The sequence below is a fragment of the Stenotrophomonas sp. GSD10 genome (assembly GCF_056172695.1).
This window is the reverse complement of sequence record NZ_JAOCMC010000002.1, coordinates 977,812-996,719: the sequence shown is the minus strand read 5'-3', so window position 1 is coordinate 996,719 and position 18,908 is coordinate 977,812. Positions and strand designations below refer to the sequence as shown.

15 protein-coding genes and 2 pseudogenes are annotated in these 18,908 nt (G+C 68.9%); 6 read left to right on the top strand and 11 right to left on the bottom strand.

What is annotated here, in order from left to right; genetic code table 11:
- Positions 1 to 93: 93 nt before the first annotated feature.
- Together N4G47_RS04790 and N4G47_RS04785 are read left to right on the top strand one after the other, a co-directional pair.
- Positions 94 to 537 carry a VOC family protein gene (locus N4G47_RS04790; RefSeq protein ID WP_475285557.1) on the top strand — a complete coding sequence of 148 codons (444 nt, stop codon included), beginning with the start codon at positions 94 to 96 and terminating at the stop codon, positions 535 to 537.
- Positions 534 to 1,394 carry a DUF72 domain-containing protein gene (locus tag N4G47_RS04785; RefSeq protein ID WP_475285555.1) on the top strand — a complete coding sequence of 287 codons (861 nt, stop codon included), beginning with the start codon at positions 534 to 536 and terminating at the stop codon, positions 1,392 to 1,394. Before N4G47_RS04790 ends, N4G47_RS04785 begins: the two co-directional genes overlap by 4 nt.
- On the opposite strand, the gene N4G47_RS04780 is transcribed toward N4G47_RS04785, so the two are convergent.
- A complete protein-coding gene (locus N4G47_RS04780; RefSeq protein WP_475285553.1) occupies positions 1,315 to 1,893 on the bottom strand; it encodes a Pr6Pr family membrane protein in 579 nt (192 codons plus the stop codon). The two genes, N4G47_RS04785 and N4G47_RS04780, sit on opposite strands and share 80 nt — an antisense overlap.
- A gap of 114 nt (positions 1,894 to 2,007) precedes the next feature.
- Between N4G47_RS04780 and N4G47_RS04775 the strand changes: the two genes are divergently transcribed.
- On the top strand, positions 2,008 to 2,955 hold the full coding sequence (locus N4G47_RS04775; RefSeq protein ID WP_309337448.1) for a DMT family transporter: 948 nt from the start codon (positions 2,008 to 2,010) through the stop codon (positions 2,953 to 2,955).
- Positions 2,956 to 3,000: 45 nt separating this feature from the next.
- On the opposite strand, the pseudogene N4G47_RS04770 reads toward N4G47_RS04775, so the two are convergent.
- From N4G47_RS04770 to N4G47_RS04745, 6 genes and pseudogenes are all read right to left on the bottom strand, one after another.
- Positions 3,001 to 4,160, bottom strand: a pseudogene (locus N4G47_RS04770) (AAA family ATPase).
- A 118-nt stretch (positions 4,161 to 4,278) separates the two neighbouring features.
- Positions 4,279 to 5,349 carry a sensor domain-containing diguanylate cyclase gene (locus N4G47_RS04765; protein WP_475285551.1) on the bottom strand — a complete coding sequence of 357 codons (1,071 nt, stop codon included), beginning with the start codon at positions 5,347 to 5,349 and terminating at the stop codon, positions 4,279 to 4,281.
- 88 nt (positions 5,350 to 5,437) lie between these two features.
- Positions 5,438 to 6,160 carry a pseudouridine synthase gene (locus N4G47_RS04760; RefSeq protein ID WP_107230300.1) on the bottom strand — a complete coding sequence of 241 codons (723 nt, stop codon included), beginning with the start codon at positions 6,158 to 6,160 and terminating at the stop codon, positions 5,438 to 5,440.
- A 34-nt stretch (positions 6,161 to 6,194) separates the two neighbouring features.
- Positions 6,195 to 7,858: pseudogene (locus N4G47_RS04755) on the bottom strand (sensor domain-containing diguanylate cyclase).
- Between the two features lie 108 nt (positions 7,859 to 7,966).
- On the bottom strand, positions 7,967 to 10,390 hold the full coding sequence (locus N4G47_RS04750) for a putative bifunctional diguanylate cyclase/phosphodiesterase (protein WP_475285548.1): 2,424 nt from the start codon (positions 10,388 to 10,390) through the stop codon (positions 7,967 to 7,969).
- A gap of 228 nt (positions 10,391 to 10,618) precedes the next feature.
- A complete protein-coding gene (locus N4G47_RS04745; RefSeq protein WP_475285546.1) occupies positions 10,619 to 12,574 on the bottom strand; it encodes a DEAD/DEAH box helicase in 1,956 nt (651 codons plus the stop codon).
- A 268-nt stretch (positions 12,575 to 12,842) separates the two neighbouring features.
- Between N4G47_RS04745 and N4G47_RS04740 the strand changes: the two genes are divergently transcribed.
- Positions 12,843 to 13,064 (top strand): RNA-binding S4 domain-containing protein, encoded by a 222-nt coding sequence (locus N4G47_RS04740; RefSeq protein WP_006426190.1) that lies wholly within the window; start codon positions 12,843 to 12,845, stop codon positions 13,062 to 13,064.
- Positions 13,065 to 13,075: 11 nt separating this feature from the next.
- Here the strand turns inward: N4G47_RS04740 and ubiM are convergent, their stop codons facing one another.
- The 4 genes from ubiM to N4G47_RS04720 all read right to left on the bottom strand — a co-directional run bounded on the left by ubiM (position 13,076) and on the right by N4G47_RS04720 (position 16,509).
- Complete coding sequence (ubiM, locus tag N4G47_RS04735; protein WP_475285544.1) at positions 13,076 to 14,254, bottom strand: 5-demethoxyubiquinol-8 5-hydroxylase UbiM; 1,179 nt, start codon at positions 14,252 to 14,254, stop codon at positions 13,076 to 13,078.
- Between the two features lie 80 nt (positions 14,255 to 14,334).
- Positions 14,335 to 14,724: an MAPEG family protein gene (locus tag N4G47_RS04730; protein ID WP_475285542.1), complete on the bottom strand. Its 390-nt coding sequence runs from the start codon at positions 14,722 to 14,724 to the stop codon at positions 14,335 to 14,337.
- 11 nt (positions 14,725 to 14,735) lie between these two features.
- Positions 14,736 to 15,281: a DUF4019 domain-containing protein gene (locus N4G47_RS04725; protein WP_475285540.1), complete on the bottom strand. Its 546-nt coding sequence runs from the start codon at positions 15,279 to 15,281 to the stop codon at positions 14,736 to 14,738.
- Positions 15,282 to 15,339: 58 nt separating this feature from the next.
- The gene (locus N4G47_RS04720) at positions 15,340 to 16,509 is read right to left on the bottom strand and encodes a COG3904 family protein (RefSeq protein ID WP_475285538.1); all 1,170 of its coding nucleotides are present in this window, start codon (positions 16,507 to 16,509) and stop codon (positions 15,340 to 15,342) included.
- A 403-nt stretch (positions 16,510 to 16,912) separates the two neighbouring features.
- Between N4G47_RS04720 and N4G47_RS04715 the strand changes: the two genes are divergently transcribed.
- Both N4G47_RS04715 and N4G47_RS04710 read left to right on the top strand, forming a co-directional pair.
- Complete coding sequence (locus N4G47_RS04715) at positions 16,913 to 18,391, top strand: DNA-3-methyladenine glycosylase 2 family protein (protein ID WP_475285536.1); 1,479 nt, start codon at positions 16,913 to 16,915, stop codon at positions 18,389 to 18,391.
- On the top strand, positions 18,388 to 18,879 hold the full coding sequence (locus N4G47_RS04710) for a methylated-DNA--[protein]-cysteine S-methyltransferase (RefSeq protein WP_309337418.1): 492 nt from the start codon (positions 18,388 to 18,390) through the stop codon (positions 18,877 to 18,879). The genes N4G47_RS04715 and N4G47_RS04710 overlap by 4 nt, the downstream gene beginning before the upstream one ends.
- Positions 18,880 to 18,908: the final 29 nt, after the last annotated feature.

Sequence of the window (18,908 nt, the reverse complement as noted above, 5' to 3'; positions counted from 1 at the left end):
CAGGGGTCGCGGCCATGTGCAGGCCGTCACCGGGGTTTCGCGCGATGGTAACGGTCCCCGGTCGATCCTGCCCTGTGCCATAGGAGGGGTGTCATGGGCGGGAACGGCCAAGCAAGCAATGGATCCACCATCATTCCGTGCCTGCGCTACCGCGATGCGCTGGCCGCCATCGACTGGCTGCAGCGCGCGTTCGGCTTTCATGCGCAGGCGGTGTATGCCGATGGCGATACCGTATTCCATGCGCAGCTTACCTTCGGCAACGGCATGATCATGCTCGGCTCGGCCGGCAACCAGAGCGCGTGGAGCGAACACACCGCCCTGCCCAACGAGGTCGGCGGCCGCCAGACCCAGAGTGCCTGCGTGATCGTCAGCGATGCCGATGCGCACTATGCGCGGGCCAAGGCGGCCGGAGCGCGCATCGTCATCGACATCGCCGACCAGGACTACGGCGGTCGTGGCTATGCCTGCGCCGACCCGGAAGGCTACCTGTGGTGGTTCGGCAGCTACGATCCGTGGCGCGCGGACCACGGCCAGTGACCGCCGCCATCCGCTGTGGCATCGGTGGCTGGGTGTTTCCGCAATGGCGAGGCGGCGTGTTCTATCCCGCCGGCCTGCCGCAACGTGAAGAACTGGCACATGCCAGCCGTGCGCTGCGCTGCATCGAGATCAACGGCACCTTTTATCGCACGCCCAGCGCAAGCCAGTGCGCGCAATGGGCCGCGCAGACGCCGGACGGCTTCCGCTTCGCGATGAAGGCGCCGCGTTACCTGGTGCAGCGCCGGGACCTGTCCAGCACGGTGGAGGCCGCAGCCCCCTTCCTGCAGGCCGCCCTTGCGCTCGGCGATCGGCTGGGCCCGCTGCTGTGGCAGTTCGATCCACGCCATCCGGCCGATGCGGCCATGCTGGCGACGCTGATGGCGCAGCTGCCGAAGCAGCTGGAGGGCGTGCCGCTGCAACACGCTCTGGAAGTCCGCAACGCCGAGGCGCACGGCCCGGCACTGGTGGCCGCTGCACGTACGCATGGTGTGGCGCTGGTGATCGAGGACAGCGACGAGGCACCACTGCACGGCGATGTCAGCGCCGGCTTCGTCTACGCACGGATCAAGCGCAGCCAGGCGCGCTTGAACGAGGGTCTGCCGGCGAGCGTGCAACAGCGCTGGAGCGAACGCGCCCGGCGCTGGTCGCGCGGTGAGCCGGTGGATGACCTGCCGTGCCTGGCCGGGCCCGCCGCGGAAACACCACGCGAGGTCTACCTGCTGTGCATCGGTGCGGGCAAGGTACGCAATCCGGCGGCGGCGATGGCGCTGCAGCGGATCATCGACCTCGCCAGCGATCCAGCCCCCACAACAGGGTCCAGCCCATCACGAACACGCCCGCCACGCGCAGCACGTTGAGCGCGAACGCTGCCGGCCCCAGTCGCTGCAGTTCCAGGAATGGATACGGTGCCTGCCCGGTCACGGCCGTGACCAGCATTGCCCAGCCCAGATAGGCCAGCGGCACCAGCAGCACCCCGCCCAGCATGCGCCAACGCAGCGCCCCGTGCGGCAACAGCCGCCACCATCCCAACAGATACAACACCGTCACGCCGTAGTGGAGACCGGCATCGACCCACCATTGCAGCCCGGTCGGCTGCCACAGGCCACGCAGCGTCAGAAGGTAAACCATGCCGGTCACTCCGATGCACAGCGCGATGGCCGCCGCAGCCGCTGCACGCACCGGTCGCCCGCACGCCAGCCGGATGCAGGCCAGGCACACCGCCAGATTGCTGAGGATGGTGAAGTAGCCGAAGAAGCGCAGCGTCGCCGTGCCGATGCCCACCTCCCTTCCGGGCCCGTGCAGCAGCAACAGGTACTGCAGCAGCAGCGAGACGAAGGCCAGCAGTGCAGTCAGCACGGCCCATCCACGCATCATGCAACGATTGCCAGGCATGTGCCGCTCCCACAGGGCGATTGCGCGAGCATGCCACAGGCATCACCGGCGGCCGCATGATTGCCGCACAATACACCGATGAGCACACCCGACACCCGCAAAGCGCTGTGGCAGATCCACTTCTGTGTCCTGCTGTGGGGCGTCACCGCCATCCTCGGCAAGCTGATCACCCTGCCCGCGCTGCCGCTGGTGTGGTGGCGCATGCTGCTGGTGACGGCGATGCTGGCCCTGCTGCCGCGGGTCTGGCGCGGGCTGCGCACCCTGCCCCTGCGCGTGGTGGCCGGCTACGCTGGCATCGGCGCGCTGGTTGCCCTGCACTGGCTGACCTTCTATGGCGCGGTGAAACTGGCCAATGCGTCCGTGGCCGCCACCTGCATCGCACTGGCGCCGGTGTTCACCTCGATCATCGAGCCGTGGGTGGCCAAGCGGCCGTTCCAGCTGCGTGAGCTGGCCTTCGGCCTGGCCGTGCTGCCCGGCGTCGCGCTGGTGGTCGGTGGCGTACCCGATGGCATGCGGCTGGGCGTGCTGGTCGGCGCGGTGTCAGCGTTGCTGGTGGCCGTGTTCGGCTCGCTCAACAAGCGCATGGTCAGCCATGCCGACCCACTCACCGTCACCGCGCTGGAACTGGGCGCCGGCACGCTTACGCTGACTCTGCTGGCACCGCTGATGCCGTACCTGCTGCCGGCACTGGCCAGCCCGTTGTGGGTGGTGCCGGACCTGCATGACGGCCTCCTGTTGCTGGTGCTGGCCGGCTTCTGCACGCTGCTGCCGTTCGCCCTGGCCCTGGTCGCACTGCGCCATCTCAGCGCCTACACGGTGCAGCTGGTGACCAACCTGGAGCCGGTCTACGCCGTGCTGCTGGCGGTGGTGCTGCTGCGCGAGCAGCACGAGGTCACGCCGTGGTTCTACCTGGGCGTAGCGATCATCGTCGGCGCAGTCTTCCTGCACCCACTGCTGAACCGCCGCAAGCCGGTGCAGCACCCGGAGATCCTCGGCACGGCCGAGGCGCGCAACATCGCCGATTGAGTGCATCCACACAGGGCGTGGATCTACCGGAGCCGAATCGACGGCTCAGCGCTGTGGCCAGTGCCATGCCGGGGCATCCAGCAGGCCCTGGCCACTCAGCAGGGTGCGGCCCTGTTGCTTGTGCAGGTGCAGCGAATGACACCCCGGCGCCTGTTCCAGTGCCGCGATCAGGCGGCTGGCATGTGACACCACCCACACCTGGCTGCGTGCGCTGGCGGCAATGATCAGCCGTGCCAGCGCTGGCAGCAGGTCCGGATGCAGGCTGCTCTCCGGTTCGTTGAGCACCAGCAGCGGTGGCGGGCGCGGGGTATGCAGCGCCGCGGCCAGCAGCAGGAAGCGCAGCGTGCCGTCGGAAAGCTCGGCCATCGACAAGGGCCGCAGCAGGCCGGGCTGGTGGAAGCGCAGGGCCAGGCGCCCGTCCAGTGCCTCGAACCCGACCGTCGCCCCCGGGAACGCATCGTCCACGCTGCGCGCCAATGCGACCGGATCGCCGATCTCGACAATGGTCACCCACGCCGCAGCCAGATCGCGTCCATCGTGATGCAGCACCGGCGTGCGCGTGGCCATCGCCGGCTGGCGCGCGGGCGCATCGGCATCGCTGCGGAAATGGTCGTAGAAGCGCCATCGGCGGATGTAGTCGCGCAGGGCCAGGGTCTCGGGCATGCGCTGCGGGTCAGCCACCTGGGTGAACAGGCTGTCGAACACGGACAGGCGGTCATCGACCCGTTCCCAGCCCTGCGCATGGCGCCGTCGCACGGTCGCCCCGCGGCGATCAACCAGCAGGTTGGCGCTGCGCAGGAACGGCCCGGCCCAGATCGCTTCGGCCTTGATCTGCGGATCCAGCGCGAACGCCGAATGGCTGGGGGCGGATAGCCGAAGTCGATGGCATAGCCGAAATCGTCGGTGGCAAAGCCCAGCTTCAACCCCACTGCGGCCTGGCGTGGGCCGCCCTGCAGCGGGATCTCGCCGGCGCCGACGCGACGGTCGATCGTTTCCGGCCCGGCCCACAGCGCCGAGCCCAGGCCCCCTTCGCGGGCCAGCACGGCAGCCACCCCGCCCTGCGCGGTTTCCGCCAGCAGGCGCAGTGCGCGGTACAGGCTGGATTTGCCGCTGCCGTTCTCACCGGTGATCACGTTCAACGGGTGCAGGGGCAGCACCAGACCATGCAGCGAACGGTAATGGGCGATGGCCAGGGTCTGCAGCATGGGCGGGTCCGGGGAACAGGAACGCCATGTTCGCGCCATGCAATCGCACAGGCCGCGACACAGCGTTATCCCATCGGAAAAAGCATCCACGCAGGGCGTGGATCTACCGGGCGGGGGCTCAGTCGGCCCGTTCCACCCGGTTGCGGCCGTTGCCCTTGGCCCGGTACAGCGCCCGGTCGGCGCGCGCCAGCGTGTCATCCACGCTCTCCCCGGCCTGGTGCTGGGCCACGCCGATGCTGATCGTGACCGGGAAACCCAGCGGCAGGTCGGCCACCGCCAGGCGCAGGAACTCGCACTGCAGTTCGGCCGTGCGCAGGTCGGTGCCGGGCATCACCGCCACGAACTCCTCGCCGCCGTAGCGCGCGGCCATGCCGCGGCCGGCGAAGTGCGAGCGCAGCAGCACGCCCAGTTCGGCCAGCACCCGGTCACCGGTGGCATGGCCCTGGAAATCGTTGATGTGCTTGAAGTGGTCGATGTCCAGCAGCGCCACGCAGGCCAGCCCCGGCTGCCCGTCGGTTACGGCCACCGCCTGGTCCAGCGCCGCCGCCATCGCGCGACGGTTGGGCAGCCCGGTCAGTGCATCGGTACGACTCTGCTCGGTGAGGTCGGCGTTCTGCGCCAGCAGCACGTCCTGGTATTCAGACAGCAGGCGTTCGTAGTCGTCACGCTCGAGCATGTGCTTCTGGATGTCGAGCGCGAAGCGGCGCAGCTCCATCACCAGCATCACCTGCCGCGACAGCGCGGCCAGTGCCTCGGCCTTGTCGTGGGCCAGGTGCTGCGGCTGTGCATCGAACACGCACAGCGTGCCAAGCGGCAGGCCATCGGAGCTGATCAACGGGGCGCCGGCATAGAAGCGGATATGCGGGTCGCCGGCCACCACCGGGTTGTCATGGAAGCGGATGTCCTGCAGCGCGTCCTCGACCACCATGATTTCCTGCGGCTGCAGGATGGCGTGGCCGCACATCGACTCGCTGCGCAGGTTCTCGGCCGCGTCGATGCCCTGGATCGACTTGAACCATTGCCGCTCGACATCGATCAGGGTGACCGCCGCCATCGAGGTGCCGCAGACTGCCTTGGCGATCACCACCAGGTCATCGAAGGATTTCTCACGCTCCGAATCGAGGATCCGGTAGCGGTACAGCGCCTCGAGCCGAAGGGCTTCATTGGCAGGCTTGTCGGGCTTGATCATGCAGCGTCACGTTCCGGCAGGTCACTGCGAAGTCTAGCGGATGCCGGGCTGCAATCCGCACATCGAGGGTGCCGGCCAGCGGCCGGCACTACCAGTCCAGCTGCTTCGGCAGCAGGCCCTGCAGTTCCTGTTCGGTCAGGTTGCGCCACTGGCCCGGCTTCAGCGCACCGATCTTGATGTTGTCGATGCGCACGCGGCGCAGCTGGGTCACGCGGTAGCCGAATTCAGCGGCCATCAGGCGGATCTGCCGGTTCAGGCCCTGCTGCAGGGTGATGCGGAAACCGAACTTGGCGATCCGCGAGGTCTTGCACGGCAGGGTCATCTGGTCGTGGATGCGCACGCCGCGGGCCATGCCGCGCAGGAACTCGTCGGTGACCGGCTTGTTCACCGCCACCAGATACTCCTTCTGGTGGCCATTCTCGGCGCGCAGGATCTGGTTGACGATGTCGCCGTTGCTGGTCATCAGGATCAGCCCTTCCGACTCCTTGTCCAGGCGGCCGACCGGGAAGATGCGCTGCTCGTGGCCGACGAAGTCGACGATGTTGCCCTTGACCGAGCTTTCGGTGGTGCAGGTCACGCCCACCGGCTTGTTCAGCGCGATGTAGACGTGGCGGCGGGTGCCGGGCTTGCGTGCGACGCGCGCGCGCAGCGGCTGGCCATCGACCAGCACCTGGTCTTCCTCGCCCACCACCGCGCCGGTGCCGGCCGGGTGGCCGTTGACGGTGACCCGGCGGGCGGCGATCAGGCGATCGGCCTCGCGACGGGAGCAGAAGCCGGTATCGGCGATATGTTTGTTGAGTCGGGTGGTCATCGCACCATTATCCGGTATCGCCGCCCGGCGCGCCTCATGCCGGTGCAGGGGGATCGAGCGTTTCACCGTCGAACACGCGGTTGCGGCCGCCGCGCTTGGCCGCATACATGGCATGGTCGGCCCGGCGCAGCAGCGCCGCCAGATCGTCCTCGCCCGGCCGCCACTGTGCCAGGCCGATGCTGGCGGTCACCTCCAGGCCCGGCACCTGCAGCGCCTGCCCCGCCTCGGTGATGCGCTGGCGCAGCCGCTCCAGGCGCGCCGACGCGGCCTCGCGCGGCATGCCCGGCATCAGCAGCAGGAACTCCTCGCCGCCCATCCGCACCACCTGGTCCTGGCTGCGTACCGCTGCACGCAGCGCGCGCGCCACCGCCACCAGCACCTGATCGCCGACCGCATGGCCATGGCGATCGTTGATGTCCTTGAACAGGTCGATGTCGAGGAAACCGATCACCAGTGGCCCACGCTCGCGGTCCACCCGTTCCAGCTGGCGGGCCAGCTGCTGCAGGCCGGCGCGACGGTTGGGCAGCCCGGTCAGGCCATCGGTCTCGGCCAGCTGGCGCAGTTCATCGCGTTGCTGGCGCAGCCGCCCCAGGCGCTGGTTCAACGCGTAGGCGGCCATCATCAGCAGCCAGGTCACGGCCAGCTGCAGCGCCTCTACCCGGTACTCCAGCAGCCATTCCGCACGGCAGGCATCGGCGACGATCAGCACCAGCATCGGCGCCAGCGCCGCCAGCCCGGCCTGCGCCCAGCGGTCGCCGCGCCAGCGCGCCCACACGCCCACGGCCAGCGCCAGGCCGCAGCCCAGCAGGTAGGACGCCTGCAGGCCGCGTGCCACCCAGGCCAGGCCATCGCGCTGCAGCCACGGCACCAGCACCGCCACGCCCAGCAGCCCCCACAGCGCCAGCAGCTGGACCGGGCGCGAGCGCGGCAGCAGACGATCACCGCCATTGAGCCGCCACAGCGCAGGCAACACCAGCGCCTGGGTCGCCGCGGTCAGCGCGAGCAGCCACCAGGCGCCCTGTTCGCCCACCGGCAGCCACGGTTCCGGATAGCCGCTCAGGCCCCCCAGGATGGACTGCCACAGCACCATCACGGCGGTGCCGGCGATGTAGACCAGGAAACTGCGATCACGCGTGGTGAGGAACGCCATCAACGCCGACAGCGCCAGCGCGATCGCCACCGCGATGCAGGCCGCGCGCACCAGCAGCCGGGCGGTGTCGTTCTGCTGCACCGGACTGGGCGCGCCCAGCCGCAGCGTCGGCACCCAGCGCGCCTTCAGTGGTGTCTGCCAGGAAACCAGGAACGGTTCATGGCTGCCGGCCGCGGGCACCGCGACCAGGCCGATGCCCGCACGAAAGCGCGAATCGCGGGTGCGCGCGTCGTGCATGTTGCCGCAGATCTCGCGATCGCCGTGCTGCACGCGCACTTCGCCGGCAAACACGTTGAACACATCCAGCGCCTGCGGCTGGCCCGACCAGCCCCCGGCGGCGCCGCGACCCGCACCTGCTGGCGCGGTCCTTCAAGCATCTGCGGCGTGCAGGCCCGGTGCGGCGTGGGTTCGTCGGTGGCGCTGCCCACCAGCAGGTAATCCTGTCCGGCCGCTGCCGGGGCCGCCTGCAGCGGCCAGGACATCGCCCACCACAGCAGCAGCACGATCCGTACCCCGCCTGTTCCGTATCGCCACTGCCTGCCGCCCACGCCACATCCTGTTCCTGCCTACGACCGCGCCCACTGCACGTCGCCCCTGGCCGGCATTATCGCAGCCCCCGCAGCGTCGCATGTGTAGACCAAAGTCGCTGCGGGCCTTCAGCCGGCGGCCGGCGGTCCCTTCACCGCGATCAGCCGCGCCGGCCGCAGCTCGGACAGCGTCATCCGTTCCAGCGGCTGCGGCCGTTCGATCGCATAGCCCTGCAGCCCCTGCACGCCCAGCCGGGTCAAGGCGGCGGCGACCTCGGCGGTCTCCACCCACTCGGCCACCACTTCCATCTGCAGTTCGCGCCCCAGTTCGCTGATCGCACGTACGGTGGCATGACTGACCGGATCGGTATCCATGTCACGCACGAACGCACCGTCGATCTTCAGGATGTCCGCCGGCAGCTGGCGCAGATACCCGAACGAGGACAGGCCGGAGCCGAAATCGTCCAGCGCCATCCGGCAGCCGCGCGCCTTCACCGCGTCGATGAAGGCGCGTGCCTGGCTCAGGTTGCTGATCGCGGCCGTCTCGGTGATCTCGAAGCACAGCTTGGACGCCAGCGCCCGGTTGCGTTCCAGCAGATCGCAGACAAAGGCCAGGAACCCCGGCTCTGCGATCGACTGTGCCGATACGTTCACATTGCACAGCCCCAGCTGCCGGACATGCGCCGGGCAGACCTGCAGGTGCCGGAACAGCAGGCCGAGCACGTGCCGGTCCAGTGCCACGGCCATGCCGTAGCGCTCCACCGCCGGCATGAACTGGCCCGGCAGGTGCAGGCTGCCATCGCTGCCACGCATGCGCACCAGCACTTCGTAGTGCAGGTACTGCGGATCGTCGACACGGGCGATGCGCTGCGCGTACAGCACCATGCGGTTCTCGGCCATCGCCACGCTGACGCCCTGCAGCCGTTCGGCTTCACGGCGCCGTTCTTCCAGCGCCATGCGGTTCTCGTTGAAGCAATGCACGCGGTTGCGCCCGGCCTGCTTGGCAGCGTAGCAGGCACTGTCGGCGGCGCTCATCAGCCAGTTCACGTCCGGCGCCTCGGCGTTGACCTCGACCACGCCGATGCTGCAGCTCGGCTGTGGGCTGCCCTCCCTCATCGGGAAACTGGCCTGGCCCAGGTTGCGGATCACCCGCTGCAGTACGCGCTTGGCCTCGTCCTGCCCGGCATGGGCGAGGAACACCGCGAATTCGTCGGCGCCCAGGCGGCCCACCCAGTCGCCGTCGCGCACCGCCGCCAGCAGATAGTCGGCGAAGCTGCGCAGCATCTGGTCGCCGGCAGCATGGCCGAAACTATCGTTGACCAGCTTGAAATGGTCCAGGTTGATGTAGCACAGCGCATGCGTGCCGCCCTCGCTGCGCACCTGCAGCAGCGCCCGCTCCAGCAGCCGCTCGATCTCGCGGCGGTTGATCAGGCCGGTCAGCGGATCGTGGCTGGCGTGGTGCTCGATCTCGCGGGCCAGGGCGTGATTCTGGCTGACGTCCTCGATGATCGCGAACACCGACAAACCGCCATCGGCGCTGCGTACGCCGGTGCCACTCCAGCGCCCCCAGACCAGGCTGCCATCGCGGCGCCGGAAACGCAGTTCGCTCGGCCGCAGCTGCCTGTCCCAGTCGATCCGGCCCACGCCATCGATGACCAGTTCCCCGTCCATCAACAGGTCGCCCAGGGACAACTGCATCAGCGCATCGCGGCGATGGTCGAGGATGTCGGCCATTGCCTGGTTGGCCTCGACCACCTTGCCGTCGGTGTCAAGCTTGAGCATGCCGACATTGGCCTGGTAGAAGGCCGCGCGGAACCGGCTTTCATGCTCGGTCAGGTCCTTGCCGACGCGCCGCGCCAGCGCGACCGCCATCAGGCTGATCGCCAGCACCGACAATCCACCCACCACCAGCGTGGCGACGCGCACCATCGTGGCCATGCGCAGCAACGCCTGCGAAAACGCCTGGGCCTGCACCTGCAGGCGGCGGTCGAGATCGCGCAGCTGCTGCAGATGAAGGTCACGGGCGGCGGCGGGCAGCGCGCCCTGCGGGTGCCGCCGCTGCAGCGTATCGATCAGCCGCTGCACTGCTTTGAGGTCATCATCGGTATTGCGCCACAGCGTGGTGGCTTCGCGGAAGGCGCCGATGTCGCGCGCATAGCGGAACGAGAACACCAGGCGCGGAATATCGGCAGGCGCGTTACCGCCCTGCAGGAAGCCCTGCCTGGCTTTGCCGACGTCCGGCTCGGCCTGTTCCAGCGCAAGCCGCGCCTGCAGATCGCCCAACGGCACCTGCAGGGCCTGGCGTGCATCGTCCAGATCGCGGGCATCCGCACGGGCCAGGTAACGACTGAGCGCGGCGGTCGCATCCTGCTGCCCCCGCGACCAGTAGCCCTGGCCGGCGATCCAGGCGGTGGACGCCGCCTGCAACTCCTGGATCAACGCGGACAGTGCGACCAATCCGATCGCCATGCCCGTCAGCAACGCAAATCGCAGTCCCAGGCCACGGGTCATCGGAACCCGTCGGCGCTGCTGGTCCGTGCCACTCCTACCCATCCCGGATCCCCCGAATGTGCTGCGGTGACAACCTCCCTTGGAACCGGTCCAGCCTATGACCGGCAATGTGTGGGCCATGCGAAAAAGGGGACGGAGGGGATTAAGTCGTTTTCGGCATAAGCGTCCAGCCGGCCAATTACGACTTAATCCCCTCCGTCCCCTTTTTCGTGGGCCACAACGGGCAACGCCAGCCCGGAGGCTGGCGTTGTCCACTACGTCGGGTGAGGCTCAGTAGCTGCGCGGGCCGCGCGGCTTGAAGCCATCACGGCGCGGCGGGCGGCCGTCGCGGTCACCACCACGGTCGCCGCGCTCGCCACCGTGGCCACCCGGGCCACCCGGGCCGCCACGACGCGGACCACCCGGACCACCCGGACCGCGCTTGTCGAAGCGCGGCTTGAACGGGCGCGGGGCCGGGTTGGTGTCTTCACCCGGGGCCAGCGCACGCATCTGCAGCTGCTGGCCGGACACCCAGACCTTCTGCAGGTGCGACAGCACGTCCGGCGGCATCTGCGCCGGCAGATCCAGCAGCGAGAAGTCGTCGTGGATGTCGATGCGGCCGATGAAGCGGCTTTCCAGGCCGGCTTCGTTGGCGATGGCGCCGACGATGTTGGCCGGCTTCACGCCATGCTGGTGGCCCACCGAAATGCGGTAGGTCTCCATGCCCTGCTCCGGCGCACCGCGCGGCGGAACCTCACGGCGCGGGCGCTGCTCGAAACCGCCTTCGGCGTCGTCACGGCGCGGGCCACGTTCGAAACGCGGACCACGATCGTTACGATCGAAACGATCGCCACGCTCAGGCCGGTCACCACGGTCGAAGCGTTCGCGCGGGCCCCGTTCTTCACGCGGGGCGCGCACCGGCGCCTGCAGCAGGAACGGGGTATCGCCCTGCAGCATCTTGGCCAGCGCGGCGGCCACTTCGATGGCCGGCACGTTCTGTTCGTTCTCGAAGCGCTCCAGCAGCTGGCGGTAGAAGTCCAGGCCACCGGCGCCGAGGGTCTCGGTGATGCGCGAGGTGAACTTGTTGATGCGGGTGTCGTTGACCGCTTCCACGCTCGGCAGCTGCATTTCTTCGATCGGCTGGCGGGTGGCGCGCTCGATCTGGCGCAGCATGCCCTTCTCGCGCGGGGTGGCGAACAGAATCGCCTCGCCGCTGCGGCCGGCACGGCCGGTACGGCCGATGCGGTGCACGTAGCTTTCGGTGTCGTACGGGATGTCGTAGTTCAGCACGTGGCTGATGCGCTCCACGTCCAGGCCGCGCGCAGCCACGTCGGTGGCCACCAGGATGTCCAGCTTGCCTTCCTTCAGCATGGCGATGGTGCGCTCACGCTGGGCCTGCTGCATGTCGCCGTTGATCGCGGCAGCGGCCAGGCCACGGGCCTGCAGCTTGCTGGCCAGTTCTTCGGTGCCCGCCTTGGTGCGCGCGAAGATGATCATCGCGTCGAACGGCTCGACTTCCAGGATGCGGGTCAGCGCGTCCAGCTTGTGCATGCCGCTCACCCACCAGTAGCGCTGGCGGATGTTGGCCGAGGTGGTGGTCTTGGCCGCGATGGTCACTTCCACCGGGTCCTGCAGGTAGGTCTGCGCGATGCGACGGATCTGCGGCGGCATGGTGGCCGAGAACAGGGCCACCTGGCGCTGCTCCGGCAGCTTCTTCAGCACGGCTTCGACGTCGTCGATGAAGCCCATGCGCAGCATTTCGTCGGCTTCGTCCAGCACCAGGGTCTTCAGCTCGGACAGGTCCAGGGTGCTGCGGTCCAGATGGTCGATCACGCGGCCGGGGGTACCGACCACGATGTGCACGCCACGGCGCAGCGCCGACAGCTGCTGGCCGTACGGCTGGCCGCCGTACACCGGCAGCACGCGGAAACCGGGGATCTTCGAGGAATACGACTGGAACGCCTCGGCCACCTGGATGGCCAGCTCGCGGGTCGGCGCCAGGATCAGGGCCTGGGGCTTGATCTGCTGCAGGTCGATGTTGGACAGTACCGGCAGTGCGAACGCAGCGGTCTTGCCGGTGCCGGTCTGGGCCTGGCCCAGCACGTCGCGGCCTTCCAGCATGGCCGGGATGGTGGCCGCCTGGATCGGCGACGGGGTTTCGTAGCCGATGGCGGTGACCGCCTGCATCACGGGCTCGGACAGGCCGAGCTGCGCAAACTGCAGCGGCGCTTGGGATTCTTGGGACATGGAAAACTCCAAAGGCACGGCCATCTGCATGGCAGTGCGATAAAAAGGGATGGTCCGCGCTTTGGGCGCCCTTCTTATCGCGTGCCCTGGCGCTGCTCGTTCGGAGGGAGATTCACTCGCTCAGAGCGGAATGATACCGCATTGATCCTGAACAACGCGTACAGCTTTGCGTGCGCGTGCCGTCATGCCCCGTGCTGGCGCACAATACGCGCCCTCTTCCCCCGGCCCGGCCGCTGGCCCGTGCCCCTTTTCCAGGAAACCCCGCTCCATGCAGATTCTCGAATTCGACCTCGACGGCGACTACGTCGAACTCAAGCAGCTGCTCAAGCTGGCCGACCTGGTCACCAGCGGTGGCGAGGCCAAGATGGTCATCAGCGAAGGCCAGGTCCTGGTCGACGGCGAGGTCGAGCTGCGCAAGGCCTGCAAGATCCGCGCAGGCCAGGTGGTGGAATTCGCCGACAGCCAGATCCGGGTGCTGGCCGCCGGCTGATCTGAACCGGTTCAGGCCACGCGTTGGGTCAGATGCGCGGCAATCAGTTGCCGGAACGGCGCGACGCCCTGTGCCAGGCGCAGGCCGGCCGCACGCAGCACGCGCGCCGGGCGGCGGTCGTCGGTATACAGGCTGGCGATTGCATTGGTCGCCTCGTACAGCGGCCGCGACGCCAGTCGATGACCACGCTGGTAGCTGACCAGCATGCCCGCCGCCGCAATATCTGCCCCGCGGCGCTGCTGATCAACGATGCCCTGTGCCAGCCGCTGTGCGCTGGCCAGGCCCAGATTGAAGCCATGCGCGGTGACCGGGTGCATGCCCACCGCGGCATCACCGATCAGCGCCGAGCGCTCGCCAACGAAACGGTGCGCATACACGCCGACCAGCGGATACGCCTGTGGCGTAGCCACCGGCTGCATGCGACCCAGGCGGTGCTCGAAGAAGGCCGTGATGGCTTCACCGAAGGCCACCTCGTCCATCGCCAGCAACTCCTCGATCTGCCGCGGCGGCAGCGTGATCACCGCCGAGGCCTGGCCCTGGTTGAGCGGCAGCAGCGCCAGGGTGCGGCCATAGCCGAACCACTCCCAGGCGGTGTGATGGTGATCGCGCTCGACCTGCATGCGGCACACCAGCATCGACTTGCCGAAGTCACGCATCTGCGCGCCGATGCCGAGCATGCGGCGCGTGGCGGAGAAGCGGCTGTCGGCGGCGACCAGCAGGCGCGCGTGCAGTTGGCTGCCGTCATCGAGCTTGACCACATGGCCCTGCGCGTCGGCCTGCACGCCCAGCACCTTGCGCCCGTCGAACAGTTCCAGGCCGTCCTGCCCCTGCACCGCATCCCACGCGGCACGGCGGATCAGGTGATTGGGCACCAGCCAGCCCAGCGGCTGGCCGTCGACCTGTCGGCTGGCAAAGGTCAGCGCGAACGGCGATGCGCCGTTCATCACCCGCGCATCGCGCAGTTCGGCGATCTCGGCATGCGGCAGGCGCTGCCACAGACCCAGCTGCTCCATGCTCTGCCGCGAGGCATGGGTCAGCGCGATCTCGCGGCCATCAAAGGCAGCCTCGGCCAGCGCCTGGCGCGGCTGCACGTCCACCAGCCCGACCTGCAGGCCGCTGCCGGCCAGCGCGCGCGCAAAGCACAGGCCTGCCGGCCCGGCACCGACCACCACCACGTCCATCCTGCGCATGCGCGCCTCCTGCCGTTGATCCAGTCCGCGCCAGCATAGCGCCGTGCAGCTGAGCGGCCTTGATCTGGATCAGCGTCGGATCACAGCAGCGCGAACACCAGCGCCAGGATCGACAGCAGTGACACCAGCCAGACCAGGCTGCGCACGTACGGCACGCCCGCGGCGTACAACGGCAGATAGGCCACGCGCGCCCAGAAATAGGCCTGCGCGGCCAGCGCCGTGGTGTCATTGCCACGCCCGGCCAGCACCACCGCAATCGCGGCGGCGGCGAAGAACGGGAAGGTTTCCAGGAAATTGGCCTGGGCCCGCTGCAGGCGGCCGGCCAGCGGGCTGAGCGGCCGGGCCTGGCCATCACGTGCCGAGGCATTCCACTTCAGGCCACGCTCGCGGGTGACCACGGTGGAAGTGGCGAAGATGTAGACGAACCCCAGCAGGGTCGCCCAGGCCAGCATCGTCAGTTCGGTTGCCATCATCGTTCTCCTCAGGGACCCGAGGCGCGCAGGCTGTAGCCGGCCAGGCGCCACACCTGGTCCTCATCGAAACGGAACGACACCAGCTCGCGCACCGGCTGTGCGCTGTTGGCGAAGCGGGTCGGGAAGCTGACGTTGATGTACAGCCCCTCCGGTACGGCCGCACCCGCGCTGTACTTGACCCGGGTGATGGTCGGCTGGCCGCGGCCGGCCATCGCGCCCAGGCGCGTGCGTTCACCGGCCAGCTGGGTAACGAAGGCAGCCTTGGGCACCGCGCGCCGTGCGACCGTGGATGCGCCGTCCCACAGTTCGCCCGCGCGATTGGCATCGACCAGCTGCGCGACCTTCACTGCAGCGGCCCCCATTTCGGCATCCTGCTTCTGCACCTGGGCCTGCTGCGCGGCGGTCAGTGCCGGCGCGCCCGCGGTAAGCGGCTTGGCCGCCGCCGGCGATGCCGGTGCCGGCCGCGCAGGCGCGGGGGCGGGCGTGGCCGGTGCAGGCGCCTGCGCCAATGCGGCGAAGGGCATCAGGGACAGCAGCAGGAGCACGCGCTTCATGGACACCGCCGGTTCTGGGGAAAGAACCGCAGTCTACGCCAGCACGGTGACCGCCTCGTCAGCGCGCGGGAGCACTGCCTTCCACCGCCGCGGCAGCCGCATCGGCCTGCGCGGCAGGCCTACCGGCGTCTGCAGGCAGCTGCTCGGCCACCGGCGACGGCTCGGATGGCGCCGGCGGCAGCGTTGCCACGTCGATCTCCGACAATGGGCTTTCTTCCGGGCACACCGCATCGGGGAACCCGAAGCGCTGCTTCAGCGCCTGGCCGCAGCTGTTGATCGATTCCATGTCGGCGCCTTCGCGCTTGCACTGCTGGTCGAAGGCGATCAGGAACGCATCCTTGCGCTGCACGAAGTCATCGCCACAGGCGCGCATCTGCTTGATCCGTTCCAGATCATCCTGCACGGCGTTGGTGCCATCCAGCCCGTACTGGCGCAGCTCGTCGGCGGTCAACAGGCGCAGGCTGCGGTTGGGCACGGTCATCATCAGGTCGGCCACGCCTACCGCCACGCCGTTGCGCTGCAGGTAGTCCTTCACGTTGTCGTAGACCTCGTGCAGCTCGCGGTTGAGTTCGGCGCGCGAGGTGGCCTTGGAACTGATGCGCATCATGCGGTGGATGCCGACCTTGCCCGACAGCAGGCGGTTGTCGCCAGCTGCCAGCACGAACACGCAGGCGCTGTGGCAGATCGAACCTTCGCGCACCCAGATGGTCCAGCCCGATTCGCCGATGCTGTCACCGGCCACGATCGCCGATTCCACCTGGCCGCCGCTGGAATCAAGGTCAAGGATGCGCTTGTGGATCTTCTGTTCATCGGCCACCGCAGCCAACCGCCACATCATCTCGGCGAAGCCCGGATTGATCTTGCCGGCATAGCGCACGCGCATCAGGCCGCGTTCGGCGCACGGCGCCAATGCCTGGCTGATCTGGTCGCGCTGCAGGCCTTCCAGCTCGACACCGTCGCCGGCGTCACCGGCATATTCGGTGCTGCAGCTGACCCAGGCGCGGCCGTTCTCCAGCTGCGCCTGCGGCCACGGCCGGTCGGCCCGGCTGCGCGGCGGCGCCGGCGGCGGTGGCGCATCGGCGGCATTGATCGACACCATGTTCTCGCCATCGCTGGCCGGTGCCCGCGCAGCCTTGTCGGCAGCGGTCACATTGCCCGGATTCTCCAGCTGACTGCAGCCCGCCAGGGCCAGGCACAACAGGGGCAACCAGCGGAGTTTGGCGGACATCGGGCAACCGGTCTTCATCTGAGCAAGAGCCACAGTCTACCCGTCCAGGCCGCGCATTCAGCGCGTGGCACTGAACCCCTTCTGACCCTTGGGGAAAAGCGTGTCGACCCAGGTCGACACCCACCAACAGCAACTCAGAACGCTGCCCCGACAGATTGCAGGAGCCTGTCGAAGGCGGGGTGGGTCCGGTTGCGGGGGTGTCCGCGGCATGGATGCCGCGGCCAAGCCCCCAGGGACGGGTTTACGGCGTCCCCCGCAACCGGACCCACCCCGTCCTCCCACAGGAAGCCCGCTGTTGCTGTTGCTCTGGCCTCTGCGGGTGCAGGGCGCAGCCCTGCCCCCCTTCAGCATCCATGTCCGAATGTGGCGAGTATCGCTGCCTGCACCGGCCTAGACTGGTGCCATGGACACCGCACTCGCCCTCGACACCGCCGCCTGCGACCGCGCCCGTCTGGCCCGCGATGCGCGCTTCGACGGCGTGTTCTTCACCGCCGTGCGCAGCACCGGCATCTATTGCCGCCCGGTGTGCCCGGCGCCACCGCCGAAGCCGCGCAACATCAGCTACTTCCCGACGGCGGCCGCCGCAGCCGCAGCTGGCTACCGGCCATGCCTGCGCTGCCGTCCCGAACTGGCGCCGCAGGCGCAGCAGGCCCTGGCCGGACAGACCGTACAGCGTGCACTCGCCCTGATTCATGGCGGTTTCCTTCAGGATCAACCGGTGGGCGATCTGGCCGCGAAGCTTGGCCTGAGCGCGCGCCAGTTGCAGCGCCTGTTCGTCGAACACCTGGGCGCGACCCCGGGACAGATCCACGCCACCCATCGCCTGCTGCTGGCCAAGCAGCTGCTGACCGAAACCACGCTGGCGGTGACCGACGTCGCGCTGGCCGCCGGTTACAACAGCCTGCGCCGCTTCAATACGGCGTTCCTGCAGGGCTGCGGCATGGCGCCAACCGCGCTGCGCCGCCAGCATCACCCACTGGCCGCCGACGACGGCAGCCTGGTGCTGCGACTGGTGTATCGCCCACCGCTGGATTTCCCGCGCATGCTGGCCTTCCTGCGCAAGCGCAGCCTGCCCGGCATCGAGCTGATCGGCGAGGACAGCTACCAGCGCGTGCTCGGCACGCCCGAACGCCCCACCCTGCTGCGCGTCACCGCCGACCCGAAGCGGCCGGAACTGCATCTGCAGCTGGGCGCGGTCGATCCGCGCCTGATTCCGGACATCGTGCGCCGCGTGCGCCGCGTGTTCGATCTGGATGCCGACCTGCAACAAGTGCACGCCGCGCTGAGCGAGGAACCGCTGCTGGCGCGCGGCATCGCCGAACGGCCGGGCCTGCGCGTGCCCGGCGGCTGGGATGGTTTCGAAGTGGGCGTACGCGCGGTACTGGGCCAGCAGGTCAGCGTCGCGGCGGCCACGACATTCGCGCGGCGGCTGGTGGATGCCTACGGCGCGCATCTGCCCGGCATGCCCTCCGAATTCGACCGCCAGTTCCCAGCGCCCGAGGTGCTGGCCGAAGCGCCGCTGGAATCGATCGGCCTGCCGCGCAGCCGAGCGGCCACCGTGCGTGCGCTGGCGGCCGCCTGCGCCAGCGGCCAGCTCGACTTCGGGCCCGGCCAGGCGCTGGAAGAGTTCGTTGCCCGCTGCGTGGCGCTGCCCGGCATCGGACCGTGGACGGCGCAGTACATCGCCCTGCGCGGCCTCGGCCAACCCGATGCCTTCCCCGCCGGCGACCTGGTATTGCAGCAGGTCCTGGGCCATGCGCAGGGCCAACGCCTGAGCGAACGTGCCACCGAAGCACGCTCGCAACCGTGGCGCCCGTGGCGCGCCTACGCCGTGCTGCACCTGTGGCACCTGTCCGGCACTTTCGTTGGAGAATCGTCATGACCCTGTTGTTCGACCGCTTCGACAGCCCGATCGGCGTGCTGACCATCGCCGGTGACGAGCGTGGCCTTTCGCATGTGCTGTTCCCGGAGAACCGCCATCCGGCGCGCGGCCGCGACGATTGGCACTACGCACCGGATGCACTCCCGGAAGCACGCGAGCAGCTACTGCAGTTCCTGCATGGCGAGCGCAGCCGCTTCGATCTTGAGCTTGCACCGCGCGGCACGCCGTTCCAGCTGCGCGTGTGGCAGGCGCTGGCACTGATCCCGTTTGGCCAGACCTGGAGCTATCTGCAACTGGCGCAGCACCTGGGCCAACCCAGTGCGACCCGCGCGGTGGGCGCGGCCAATGGGCGCAATCCCCTGCCGATCATCCTGCCCTGCCATCGGGTGATCGGCAGCAATGGCGCCCTCACCGGATTCGGTGGCGGCCTGGAAACCAAGGCCGCCCTGCTGCGCCTGGAACAACGCCAGGCCCCGCTGTTTGCCTGAAGGTTGAGTGGCTGTTGGTAGGTGTCGAC